This window comes from Mesorhizobium sp. M0276, assembly GCF_040321755.1.
GTDB lineage: Bacteria > Pseudomonadota > Alphaproteobacteria > Rhizobiales > Rhizobiaceae > Mesorhizobium.
Window position 1 is genome coordinate 1 of record NZ_JAMYSC010000104.1, and the last position, 12,697, is coordinate 12,697.

Consider the following 12,697-nt stretch of genomic DNA (forward strand, 5'->3'; position numbering starts at 1 on the left):
ACCACCGTGCCATGGCCGCTCGCCCCTCAGAGCAAGCGCCGTTCTCTCTCCAAAACTTTTTGCAGAACCTTCAGCACACTATCCGACGAGAACAGCCTATCCAGTGTGTTGTCGGCAGTTAGTTCGAAAGTCCTGCTACACCCGATCCGATGCCTCTCAACGCCGAGGCCGCACCTCCGTGCCGAAGCCGGCCTTCCCAATGGTGGGTCGAGCCGTCGCTTACCCGGTGCTTGCCTCACAGATCCGCGACCGAGAACCCAGCCTCATGCTCCCGCCCTGCCGGGGCCTAGGTCCATCTAGCATGAAAGGAACACGTCGGAACCTGGGATATTTGCCCGGCCGGGCGGCGATAGCCTTGTCGGGGCAGCGAGGAGCCGTAGCCGATGATGAACGCACAGGAGAAGTCTGGCGTGAATGGGGCGATGATTGTCAAGCTTTGCTCTCGAGTCATTTCGTCAACCATCTTGCGTGACCGATTGGCGACCATCTCCTCGTCCCGACCTTATATTACCCGTCGCCTGTCGCCGCCAGCGCGCAGTGACTTGTCAAGGATGGAGGCCCGCAGACCCCATCGCGCGGCGACTTGTCCTTGACGGTCACGAGCACGGCGGCAGGTTTGCCGTGGTCGGGGCGCCCTTCCTTGGGCGGAAGCCGACGACAGTGTTCGAGGGGAACTCGCCATGAGCCGGGTGCGCAGAGATCGTCCGACGCTCTTGTATTTGCTGGATCCCAGCCGGCTCCGCCTCCGACTGCCTCGGTAGCTCGGTATCCTGAGCGCGTCGGCGGCATCATGCCATTATCATCCTACGAATTGCATGCTCCATCGTCCTGGACGAGACCGGTTTGGCTAGCCAAAGGACGAAGGTCTGATTACCAGATGTGATCGGCATGGGGTCGCTTCCACCAACGACGATGATGGGCACCGTCATCAGGGTGGTACGTACGGCTTCGGGCTGTCCTGGCCCGAGGAAAGTCGCTTTATCCAAAATTAGGAGGTCGGCTGCCTTCCCGCTCTCGATCCAGTCGCAAAGACTCTCGAAGGTCGCGAAGCCGACCGGCTTATAACCCAGCGCGGCGATCTTATCCTTGTAGATCTCCAACGCTGCTGGATCGGGGTCAACGACTGCAATGATTTCTCCGTTGCCAAGTGATCCATCGCATGGGCCGAAAGCGCTATCAGCTCTGACCTGCTCCTCAGCGCAGGCCGGTAAGTAGAGATCGAAGCGTGTACCTCGGCCAACAGCCGAGGTGACGTCAAGGCATCCTGCGAGCGCGCTCACATGGCGGTCCACTGCAGCAAGACCCAGTCCGGTCCCGCCGACGCGAGAGCGCGTGGTAAAAAAGGGCTCAAAGATATGCGGAAGCACCGAACTTGCGATTCCTTGGCCATCGTCGCTGATGGAGAGGAGAACGTAATCTCCCGGTTTCAAGGTGCCCTTAGCCGCGGGCTTCGTTTGACAGACGTGAGCGCGAGAAACGCTAATCTCGACACGGCCCTCATTCAAGAGAGCCTCCGACGCGTTCTTGCATAGATTCATAAGGATCTGCTGTATCTCGGTCGGGCTGCCCTCGATCACCGTTTGCCACTCGTTGATCTTGAAGTTCAACTGAACATCCGCACGAAGTGTAACCCGCAGCAATGGCGCGAGATCCATTACACTCTCCGAGACGTCGAAAGGCATCGTCACGCGCTTCCGATTTCGGCTCAGTGACAAAATTTGATCAATAATCAGTTTGGCTCGGTTGCTGGCCAAGATAATTTGGCCGATGTGGCCCCGAATTCTCGAGGGGCGGCGCACAAGACCTTTAGCCATCTCTGCGTAGCCGACTATTGCTCCTAGAACATTATTGAATTCATGTGTAACGCCGCTTGCGATTGTGCCGACAGCCGTCAGCCTTTCCGCATGCTCCCATCGACTCTCAAAAAGGTTACGTTCCGTGTGTACACGTTGCATTTCAAGATGGTTGCCTAAACGCACAGTAGCGCTCGCCAGAACCAGGAGGTCGTCTGTGGAGGGTGGTGAGCGATCTCCTTCAAAAACAAGGATACAAACCGCAGCCTGCTGATCGGAGGCCCTGCAACCAACAATTTGACAAACACCGGTAGTGCCTACGGCAGTCCGAACCACTTCCGACGCCGGAACGACGCGAAACACTGGCTGTTCCGGGCGTACAAGTGAGACGACTTCATGGATTAGCGTGGCGTTCCAGACGCGCATGCGCTTGTTCGCGACAAAGTACTCGGTATTCCTGCTGATACTCGGATCCACCAGAGCAAGCGCGCATTGATCCGCATCGAAAACGCATTGAATGAGTCTAAGCGCTGCTTCGGTGGAGAAGCGCCGCGAAGCCTTCGTTGCTTGACTGTCGATGAAACAAGCTTCGATCTCACTCATCGCCGCTTCAAGCTCTAACCGCCTTTCCAACCGGTTCGTCCGCACATGCAGCGTGGAGGCTCGAATGGTCGCAAACAAGCAGAGGCATATGGACACCAAGCCAAAGAAAAGTCGTGTACGCTGCGCTTGCGCGCTGGCGAAGCTGTAGGCTTTCAGATGTTCTCGCTCCAATTCGGCAGCCTTGGCGAACGTGTCGAAGGATGGGATCCGATTGACAGCGCGGTCCAACCTCAACATTGAGGACAGGATAGCGCGGCCCTCGCGGGCAACATCCTCCGTGACTTGGTCCTGGCTAGGAGGAAGTCGGCGGAGAGACTGATCGATTTGTAATGCGAGGCTGAATCCCGGTCTGGCCGAAAATTGAAGGATCAGATTGGAAAATTCAGGCCTGTTCGACACTCCCCCCCGAAGGCGATTAGCCGAGCGAGCAAAGCGTACGAGAGAGCTTTGCAGAAGCTCATTTTGCGCGGCCGAGGCCAAGATGGCAGCTTCTGTGTTTTCGAGGGACTTTTTGAGCTGTGCAAGCAACCTGGAGTGCACCCCGGAGCTCTCATTGGGCGAAATCTCAACAAGGCGTTGGTAGTTTTGAAGGTTCCTTTTTAATGCTTGCCCGGTAGAAGCAACGGAACGGAAGTCCAATACCATGTCGGCGCGGGCGACGTCTCGCTGGAGCAATGCGTAGTTGATCTGAATCGTCCGCAGTTCGCTTAGGACCGCCTCGTTGATCTGGGGGTCTTGCCACTGTATCGCGACCAAGAGCGCAACCGAGGCCACTAGGGCCATTACAGAAGCTTTGTCGGTACTGAGCCATTTTTCCCAAACGAACGGCGTTTGATCCGCGGTGCGTGCCTTGCGAAGGTCCGATTTGAATTCTAGCTCCCCATCGCGTCGGTGTGCGGCCGGATGCTGCTGGAACAGGAAAGCCAAGTGTACCTCTCCCCTCAAATAGGCGGTGTAGACACCGTTGCACTCTGCCCCCATGGCCCGCTGACCTTCCATTGATTCGCGGGCGTTTCGACCTCGACGGCGAGGCGGCAGCACAAGGCGGGCAACTGATCGCAGTTTTCGGAACTGGTGTTCCGAGAGATCATCGAAGGGGCATACAAGCGCACGCCTGCAGCAGCCGAGGATGATACCGGTCGGTCAAACGCAACTGGCGAGGGCCGGATCTGCTGTTGGCTGGCAGCTAACACTGGCGGGGCGGCGGCCTCAACTCCGGCGTGCCTAGAGCGGGCTGCTGCGAAAGCGTCCGACACGCTTCCCTTGGGGTCATCCCGTCCAGCGGGCATCCTTGGATCGCTGAAAAAAGACGAGGCGGCTTGATGATCCTGCCCTCGCTGAAGCACCTCGCGAAACCCCTGTTCCAGTCGCAGAAGCTCCTCTGGACCGGTAGGCGGCTCGTCAGCTCGACCATCGAACAGCGGCCGGAGCGCCTCGGACACGTGCTGCTCAAAGCCCACTCGCCGGGCCTGGACCGCTTGCCCGTCTTCCAAGCCGGCGTCCTGCACCTGCGACAAAGCTGTTACACGGGATGGATTACTATTTCGCGGGTTCATACTAGCCTCACATCAAACTGTATCGTCAAAGTCCTGCGCCAATCCACGCAGCGGCTCATCGAGTTGATTCTGTGGAGAGCCCCCCGTCTGCTTTCGTCAAGGGCGTCGGCTCCGGGAGGGCGCCTGTCTGGCTTTCAAAGATGCGTTTCAGAATGCGATCCGAAAAATATCGCACCTTCCTCAATTTTAATGGTGGCAGACTTTGACGAGAACGATTTCGTACTCGTCATTGAGCAGCCGCACCTGTTCGGGACGCAACAGCGGTGCACCTTGATGTGAATTCTGAACGTTCCAATCGAACGTTCGCGCCTGGCTGTAGGAAATCGATTGGGCTTGAAATGTGAATCCACCGATAGCTTTGGAAATGTAGTTCGGAGTCTCGTCATCTACCTCGATGTTCCTAGAAGCGCGCCGGCAGCCCGGGCGGGGGGCTTGGGGTTAGACTGCCGGCGCACGCCACTCATAAAGAGCGGCCTCTTTTCGCGGTTCGGACACCCATAGTCAACCCGGCAACGTCTGGATGCCCGCTGTGCTTTTTGCAGAGCGGCGATGCCGGGCCTATCGGCCGATCCTGTCTAGGATGGTGTGGCCACTCTCGTCGGCCGAGTTGATGCTCCAGCCACTATCGCCTTGCCGACCAGCATGAGTTCGCCGTTAGCAATCCATCGTTGCGAGCCGAGACCGAGGTAAAAAGCGCGTGTTATCGACTATGTAGCTGACGCTCCCGCTGACGCCTTCGAGTGCGCACGCTATGCCCCGTTCGCACCCTCTTGTGAATAGTACTGCCCCATGCACCTGAAACCGCCTCCTGGGACCAGGCTTGCTCAAGCCCTTGATTCAACACGATTGGTCCGGCGCCAAGGGAAGCGGTTTCGAGGTGCCGCAGCGCGTACATGATGATGGCCGCCGCGGGGGCTTCGCGGACTTCGAGAACCTTTTCACCGGTTGAGATGTGTTCGAGCCCGGTTGCTGACATACTGGCTCTTGCGGATGCTGATCGACTTCAGTGCTCGTCGCGATGCCGCAAGCGATTTTTTGCGGCAAATGACCTTTCCGAAAAGTTTGCGACAGAACCCGCCGACGCCGCTCTCATCGAAGCGGATGAGGCTCAGCGGCCTCCCCTGTCCGACAATTTGCGTCGGTTTGGCGATTTGACGACACAGGCTTGTTGGCCGGGCTTGTCACGTTGTCTGAAATTGGCCGGCCGAGGGCTGCTGCTGCAGAATTCATGCGGGCGTTCCAGTCACGGCCTTCGATTCGGCGATGGCTTGCAAGCGATGAACATGTATGGCGAGAGCAGAACGTTTGGGGCGGGGTGGGACGAAGAGGTTGCGGAGGGCTGACAAGGTCGAGACGAAGCGTTGCAGGCCTCCCGGCGATCGGGCCCCTGCATCATCCGCTCCCGTTTTCGCGGCGGCACATGGGAATTCTCCGCTCCGTTGTTCAACCCCTTGTGCGACCGGTGCTCGACGTCCGGCATCACCTGTCGCTTTGCCGCTCCATACGAGCGCAGCTAGTACCTCTACACAGAGGATATGACTGATTGTGTTGGCTGTAGTGGCGGTATTGCATTTGGCTCGACGAGCAGTTGGATGCTGCGGGCGATACCTGGTTGCCTGCGGATCAGGCCGGTGCGTTCGAGGGTTAGCACCATCTGGTGGACGGACGGCGGGGTGACGCCGAAATAGCGTCGCATGTCGCGTTCGGCCGGCGGCTGGCGGTTGATCTGCATATAAGCCCAGATGAAGGCGAGGTACTGGCCCTGTTTTTCGGTGAAGCTGGGACCCGCAGGCGTTTGCCCGCCAAGTAATTGATTCAATTTTCGATTCATCCGGAACCCTTGGCAACCGAGGAGGCCTTCCGGATGAATCTACGCTATCGTGTCGATCTCGACCAACCCGAACGCGACGAACTCACAGCGATGCTGGCAGGCGGCAAGCAGTCGGCTCGCAAGCTCAAGCGGGCGCAGATCCTGCTCGCCGTCGACGCCGGCTTGGGTGACGAGGCCATTGCCGCGACGGTGGTGGTCGGCGGCTCCACTGTCTATCGCACCAAGCGCCGCTTCGTGGAGATGGGTCTGGAGGCGGCGCTCAGCGAAGAGCCACGCGCAGGCGCGCAACGCAAGCTGACGGGCAAGGAAGAAGCCCTGCTGGTGGCCACCGCCTGTTCCAGTCCGCCACCGGGCCGCGCCCGCTGGACCCTGGAGCTGCTGGCCGGTGAGTTCGTCAAGCTGACCGATCACCAGGAACTGTCGCGCGAGACCGTGCGCCGGCGCTTGGCAGACAACGATCTCAAGCACTGGCGCAAGGACATGGGTGCATCCCCAAGGTCGACGCCGAGTATGTCGCGCGCATGGAGGACGTGCTCGACCTCTATGCCGAGGCACCGGACCCGGAGCGACCGGTGGTGTGCTTCGACGAAAGCCCGACCCAACTCATCGGCGAGGTGCGTCAGCCGATCCCGGCCGAACCGGGCCGGCTTGAGCGGTACGATTGCGAGTACAAGCGCAACGGCACCGCCAACCTGTTCGTCTTCCTCGACGCACACCGCTCCTGGCGCAAAGTCAAGGTCACCGAGCGGCGCGCAGCGGAAGACTTTGCCCATTGCATGCGCGACCTCGTCGATATCCATTACCCGCAGGCCGAACGCGTCAGGGTGGTGCTCGACAATCTGTCAACCCACTCGGCCGCTGCGCTCTACCAGGCTCTGCCTGCTTCAGAGGCGCGACGCGTCCTTCGACGGCTGGAATTCCACTACACGCCCAAACACGCCAGCTGGCTCAACATGGTCGAGATCGAAATCGGCGTTCTGCGCCGTCAGTGCCTCGATCGTCGCATCGACAGCTATGATCGCCTCGTCGCAGAGACCGCTGCCTGGGAGCACCTACGAAACACCAGTGGCGAACGCATCAACTGGATGTTCTCTACCGAAAACGCACGCCTTAAGATGGCCAAAGCCTATCCCAAGCCGACTTCCAAAGAGTCATAACCTCTGTGCAGAGGTACTAGTCGGTGATCATGCGCTTCGGCGCGAGCCCCTGCTTCTTCAACAGCCGCGTCAGCAAGCGCAACCTCTCGCAGGGTGCGCTCTCAGAGTTCGTTCCTGCGCAGCGGCCTTGTTATCTCGATACTGGATAAGCGTCTACGAACCTACGCGCCGCATAACGAGCTTTGTTGCGCTGGTCGGTTCCGAAGGGTGGCTCTATGCATCGCAGTGGCGGACGCGAAATCCTCACCATCCTTCTGCATCGCGCTATTTGGCCTGCCGAAAACCCAATTTCGCCGGCACGCTGCCGCTGAATACGATGATCATCTCGCATTCTTGATATGGAGGCTGTCGTCCTTCCTGGGCACGCGGCTGACGGCGACGAAATGGTAGTTGTCAATCCGGATCTCGCACTGCCATCGCCGGGGTCATGGTCCTTTCCGAGGTCGAGTGCCTCATGATGATGTTCGGGTCGGACGCCTCAACGTTTCCAACGAGATGCAGATGAACTGCTGTCAGCCGTTTGACCGAGGTCGCCGCAACCACCGTCCCGGCGGGGACATCACGGGTTCCGGAAACGGGCCCGCGAATTGGGTCGAGTTCGGATCTGCTATGCCATCTTTTCGCAGCCCCACTCGAAGCTTGTGCCGTCAACCCAAATGCAATGAAGCAGAACCGCGATCTTCCTTGCGACCGCCACCTTTGCCTTCTTCAAGCCGATCCGCCTCGACAGACGCATACCCCAGGCTTTCAGCGTGGACCATTTCTTCGTCCGGTGCAGGAGCACACTGGCCGCCTCGTACAGGTAGGTTCGCAACAGTCGATCGCCCCAACGTGAGACGCGGCCATTGATATCCGTTTCGCCGGACTGCTTTCGTCGCGGAGTCAGGCCGAGATAGGCTCCCACGTTGGCGGCCGAGCGAAAGCGCGAAGGGTCGTCGATCGTGTGGCGGAAGGTGAGCGCGGTCACCACGCCGATGCCGGGGACTGTCATTAGCCGGCGTGTGGTTTCGTCTTCACGAGCGAGATGCCGGACCTGCCGATCAAGCTTCTCCTGTTCACAGCAGGCCTGCTCATGGACAGACAGAAGCGCCTGAACCAAAGGGCGAAGCGGATGGCCGTCAGCAACCAGTTCCCAAACCTTTCGCCGGAACTGTGACCCAATCGATCGACTGAACTGCAGCCCATATTCCTTCAGCATGGACCGTGTCTGATTTTCGAGATCGCGACGGATCTCGACAAGTCTCGACCGGGCGACGAGCATGGACCGGGTGGCCTGACTCTCTGCGCTCTTGACCTTCACTTCCCGATACCAGCCGACGCGAACCAGTTCGGCCAGGCCGCGGGCATCATTCTCATCACTCTTGTTCATTCGCACTGAAAGCGCTGCCTTTGCATGCCGAGCATCAAGGCAGACGACCGGCAACCCGACCCTTTTCAGCTCGTGCCATAGCCAGCTGGACATGGCGCCGGTCTCAAATCCGATGCGCTCGGCTTGAGGCGCACGTTTGCGGAGTAACTCGGTCAGTGCTCCCGGATCGGACTTCACTTTTCCTTGGAAGACAGATCTTCCAGCATCATCGACGACGCAAACACTGGTCTCTCGCTGCGACACATCCAATCCGACATATTGCTTCACTGCGGCCTCCTCGATCTCAATGGTCGGCGGCTTTTGCCGTCAGCCGAATCTTCGTTCAAAGGAGCGACGGCAGCAATTACGTCATCGTTTCCAAAACTGACCCCCGATCGGCGTCCAATTTTGGGTCTGACTCACATTTGATGATTTTGCATGGCGGCGTGGTGCTGTTTTCTGAGGGGAATCAGCACCATGGTGAGAAATTTGCGTTTGTCGTCCTTGATCCCGGCGGGATTGGGCGTCGAGGCCATCGCTGAGAACGAAGGAGTGATCGTCATTACCGCGCGGTCAGGGACGCCGGCGCGGCCTTGCCCTCTTTGCCGCAGAGTGTCGAGCCGGGTCCACAGCCGCTATGTTCGACGCGTGTCCGATCTTCCCTGTAGCGGGACGAAGGTAGAGCTCCGCCTCGTCGCGCGGCGCTTCGTCTGCGATGCAACGTTGTGCCGACGACGAATCTTCGCCGAGCGCTTTGACGACAGTGTTGTCACCGAGCGATCGCGCCGGACCTCGCGATTGGGGTGTATCGTTCATGGACTGGCGCTCGGCGGCCGGCCGGCGGCTAGTTTTGCAAAGCGGCTGATGGTTCCGGTCAGCAATGACACGCTGCTGCGGGTGGTGCGGCGACGGGCCTGTTTACGAACAGATCCTATCAAGATTGTCGGCATCGATGACTGGGCCTATCGCCGTAACCATCGCTACGGCACGATCGTCTGTGATCTAGAGCGACGCCGGATGGTGACGTTGTTGCCCGACCGTGAAGTTGCCACCGTCGAGGCTTGGCTTGCCGATCACCCTGAGATCGAAACCGTCTCGCGCGACCGCGGCGGCGGTTACGGCGAAGCCACCGCCAAGGCATTACCGCACGCGGTTCAGGTCGCCGACCGCTGGCATCTCATGGAGAATGCGAGCGCGGCTTTCCTCGACGCCGTTCGCAAGTCGATGCGGATAATCCGAACTGCGATCGGCGCTACGACGATCAATCCCGACTTGCTCACCTACGTGGAGAAGCTGCAATACGAAGGCTATCTGCGGCGTGAGGAGACAAACGCGGCAATCATGAAACTTGCCGGCGAAGGCATCCCCATCAAGGAGATCGTGCGCCGCACCGGTCACAGTCGCAAACTCGTACGCCAAGTGATCCGTGGCCAGCGAACCGATATTTTCCGCGTCCGGCAGAGTTCGCTCGAGGCATGGTTGCCGTTCCTGGATGGGCAATGGATATCGGGCTGCCACAATGCAAGCGAGCTCTGGCGGCGGCTGAAGACAAAGGGCTTTCGGGGACGTCTGGGTGTCGTCAGCGAATGGGCAAGGCGACGACGACGCGCCGAACAGGCATCCGATCAGCAACTCCACAAGGTGCCATCAGCCAGAACGATCGCACGGTTAATGACGACGGCGCGCGATCATCTGAACAAAACCGACACGGTCATGATCGCCGCCATCGAGGCGGGTGTGCCCATGCTGGTGGAAGCACGCAATCTGATCGCTGGTTTCCATTCCATGATCCGCAAGAAGCTTGCCGATGAGCTCGAGCCGTGGATCGCCGACGCCAGCAAAAGCCTCATTGCGTCTTTCGCCAATGGCATCATTCGCGACCGTGCTGCCGTCCGCGCCGCGATCACCGAGCCATGGTCCAACGGGCAGACGGTAGGACAGATCACCAAGCTCAAGCTTGTAAAACGGCAGATGTACGGCCGCGGAAAGCTTGACCTTCTCCAAGCACGTTTGATCGGTGCTGCCTGAAAGAAAATATCATCGAGAGTGCGTCAGACCCAAAATTGGACGCCGATTCCCCGGCTTATAGGGTCAATTTTGCACACGATGACGTAATTGCTGCCGTCGCGCCTTTGAACGAAGACTTGGCTGACGGCAAAAGCCGCCGACCATTGAGATGAAGGAGGCCGCAGTGAAGCAATATGTCGGATTAGATGTGTCGCAGCGAGAGACCAGTGTTTGCGTCGTCGATAATGCTGGAAGGTCTGTCTTCTAAGGGAAAGTGAAGTCCTATCCGGGAGCACTGACCGAGTTGCTCCGCAAACGCGCACCGCACGCCGAGCGCATCGGATTCGAGACCGGCGCAATGTCCAGCTGGCTCTGGCATGAGCTTAAACGGGTCGGATTACCGGTTGTCTGCATTGATGCTCGGCATGCGAAGGCGGCACTTTCAGTTCGAATGAACAAAAGTGATGAGAACGATGCCCGCGGCCTGGCCGAGCTGTTCGCGTCGGCTGGTATCGGGAGGTCAAGGTCAAAAGCACGGAGAGCCAGGCAACCCGATCCCTCCTGGTGGCGCGATCGCGACTTATCGCCATCCGCCGCGGTCTCGAGAACCAAGTCCGGTCAATGCTGAAAGAGTACGGGCTGCAGTTCAGTCGCTCAATCGGTGCGCAGTTTCGGCGAAAGGTCGAGGCGTTGGTTGTCGACGGGCATCAGCTTCGATCCGTGATCGAGCCGCTTCTGACCGTCCATGAACAGCCTGCAGGGAACAGGAAAGGTGGAGCGGCAGGTACGACGCCTTGCTCGTGAGGATGACACCACGCGCCGGCTTATGACGGTTCCTGGCGTCGGCGTCGTGACGGCGTTGACCTACCGCCACACGATCGATGATCCTTCGCGCTTTTCCTCGGCCAGTGACGTCGGCGCCTACCTTGGTCTGACACCGCGGCGAAAACAATCTGGGGAAACAGATGTCAACGGCCGTGTCTCACGCTGGGGAGATCGGCTGTTGCGGACCTATTTATACGAAGCGGCCAGCGTCCTCATGCACCGGACAAAGAAATGGTCGACGCTGAAGGCGTGGGGCGTTCGCCTGTCGAAGCGGATCGGCATGAAAAAGGCGAAAGTGGCGGTTGCTCGCAAGATCGCGGTTCTGCTCCACAGCCTCTGGGTTGACGGCACCAGCTTTGAGTGGGGCGGCGAAAAGATGGCGTGACAGATCCGCGCTCGATCCCAATCGCGGGTCCGCTTCCGAAACCCGTGATGTCCCCGCCGGGACGGTTGAATCGGCTGACGTCGACTTCGAACTTCGTTGCACACGTTGAGGCGCCCAACCCGAACATCATCATGAGGCATTCGACCTCGGAAAGGACCATGACCCCGGCGATGACAGAGCGAAACTCGGATTGACAATCACCCGCAATTAAAGGGCCGATTCACAGTCAAGCTTACCGCATGTGAGTTCAATCTCTTGATCGCATTTCTGGAGAACCCCCGCAACGAGCTATCCAGAGAACGGCTTTTGCTCGCGAGCCGTGTGCGTGGAGAAGAGGTGTACGATCGAAGTATCGATGTCCTAATCATGCGCTTGCGCCGAAAGCTGGAGGCTGATGCGGCCAACCCTCGCCTGGTCAAAACATCCCGTGGCGCAGGGTACTTCTTCAACGCTGACGTAGATGTTAGCTACGGAGGCACGTTGGCCGCGTGACAGTGAGCTATGCTGGAGATTGGGGTGACGAGGCTGATCAAGCCTTCCAACAGTACCAGCCTGATCAATTACGGCGAGAGCTACCGGTCCGGAGATCGCATCAGCGCCTCTGTCGTCAAGAGAGCTGTTCTGCTTGACCCCAGCCATGGAGCTCAACGCCCCGCGTCGGAGCGCTCCCTGCTTCTGAAGGAAGCCATTAGGTCCGCTCGGGCTTGATCGGAGGCTTGGCTGATGGACGTCGTGGTTGCTTCGCTCAGTTGCCGCCCCATGGCGCGGCTTTGCGGATTATCAGTCCTCTGCCTCTTCGCCGGTCTCAACAGCGCTGTGTAATGTTCATTGTTTATGATGACGCCCCCGCTGTTCACGAGGTTGCTCCTGTCAAGTGTACTCGTCAGTCCGTCCTGGGCCTCGCGCGTCTTGCCCAAGTGCCGTTCAAACGGCGCTGGCGCGACTTGTTGAGCTCGAGAGATGGGTCCCTGCTCTCCTGCGTGGCCATGAGCTTGTGCCGCGGTTTGCGCAGCGGCGTCCCCAATGGCACGAGCCTCCATGCCGACTGCGTCTTCCGGACGAGCAGCAAGGGCAATTTCGCGCCCGGGTGCGAACTTCCGGAGATGCGCTAGTGCACTGATCCTCCGGTCACCACCGGAGTTCTTATAGCGCTTGGCATCTTCATCCAGCGACCCCTCGTGAAGCCGATCCG

At 59.2% G+C, this 12,697-nt stretch carries 5 protein-coding genes and 5 pseudogenes; 4 read left to right on the forward strand and 6 right to left on the reverse strand.

Features of this window, described 5'->3' with window-relative positions; translation table 11 throughout:
• Positions 1-788: 788 nt before the first annotated feature.
• From NKJ01_RS35050 to NKJ01_RS35065, 4 genes and pseudogenes are all read right to left on the reverse strand, one after another.
• Positions 789-3,323: a two-component system VirA-like sensor kinase gene (locus NKJ01_RS35050; protein ID WP_352735071.1), complete on the reverse strand. Its 2,535-nt coding sequence runs from the start codon at positions 3,321-3,323 to the stop codon at positions 789-791.
• Positions 3,324-4,007: 684 nt separating this feature from the next.
• Positions 4,008-4,339 (reverse strand): annotated as a pseudogene (locus NKJ01_RS35055) (type IV secretory system conjugative DNA transfer family protein); the annotation flags it as partial.
• 839 nt (positions 4,340-5,178) lie between these two features.
• A pseudogene (locus NKJ01_RS35060) lies at positions 5,179-5,465 on the reverse strand (DDE-type integrase/transposase/recombinase); the annotation flags it as partial.
• A gap of 9 nt (positions 5,466-5,474) precedes the next feature.
• Positions 5,475-5,783, reverse strand: coding sequence for a LexA family protein (locus tag NKJ01_RS35065; protein ID WP_352735073.1), 309 nt, complete (start codon positions 5,781-5,783; stop codon positions 5,475-5,477).
• 33 nt (positions 5,784-5,816) lie between these two features.
• Here NKJ01_RS35065 and NKJ01_RS35070 point away from each other — a divergent pair.
• Positions 5,817-6,940 (forward strand): IS630 family transposase gene (locus NKJ01_RS35070; protein ID WP_502905955.1). Its coding sequence is split into 2 segments (ribosomal slippage): positions 5,817-6,267 and positions 6,267-6,940, totalling 1,125 coding nucleotides; the frame shifts between segments, so codons are not numbered across the junction.
• Between the two features lie 607 nt (positions 6,941-7,547).
• Here NKJ01_RS35070 and NKJ01_RS35075 read toward each other — a convergent pair.
• Entirely contained in the window at positions 7,548-8,576 is a 1,029-nt protein-coding gene (locus NKJ01_RS35075) for an IS110 family RNA-guided transposase (RefSeq protein ID WP_352735075.1), read from the reverse strand.
• Between the two features lie 189 nt (positions 8,577-8,765).
• Between NKJ01_RS35075 and NKJ01_RS35080 the strand changes: the two genes are divergently transcribed.
• From NKJ01_RS35080 to virG, 3 genes and pseudogenes are all read left to right on the forward strand, one after another.
• The gene (locus NKJ01_RS35080; RefSeq protein WP_352735076.1) at positions 8,766-10,316 is read left to right on the forward strand and encodes an ISL3 family transposase; all 1,551 of its coding nucleotides are present in this window, start codon (positions 8,766-8,768) and stop codon (positions 10,314-10,316) included.
• 163 nt (positions 10,317-10,479) lie between these two features.
• Positions 10,480-11,505, forward strand: a pseudogene (locus tag NKJ01_RS35085) (IS110 family RNA-guided transposase).
• Positions 11,506-11,721: 216 nt separating this feature from the next.
• Positions 11,722-11,997, forward strand: a pseudogene (gene virG, locus NKJ01_RS35090) (two-component system response regulator VirG); the annotation flags it as partial.
• 152 nt (positions 11,998-12,149) lie between these two features.
• Here the strand turns inward: virG and NKJ01_RS36610 are convergent.
• Positions 12,150-12,458 (reverse strand): annotated as a pseudogene (locus NKJ01_RS36610) (hypothetical protein); the annotation flags it as partial.
• Positions 12,459-12,697 lie beyond the last annotated feature (239 nt).

Bases quoted from the DNA above. Each gene is read 5' to 3' on its own strand.
- NKJ01_RS35065 (WP_352735073.1), bottom strand. From the start codon at position 5,783: ATGAATCGAAAATTGAATCAATTACTTGGCGGGCAAACGCCTGCGGGT.
- NKJ01_RS35080 (WP_352735076.1), top strand. From the start codon at position 8,766: ATGGTGAGAAATTTGCGTTTGTCGTCCTTGATCCCGGCGGGATTGGGC.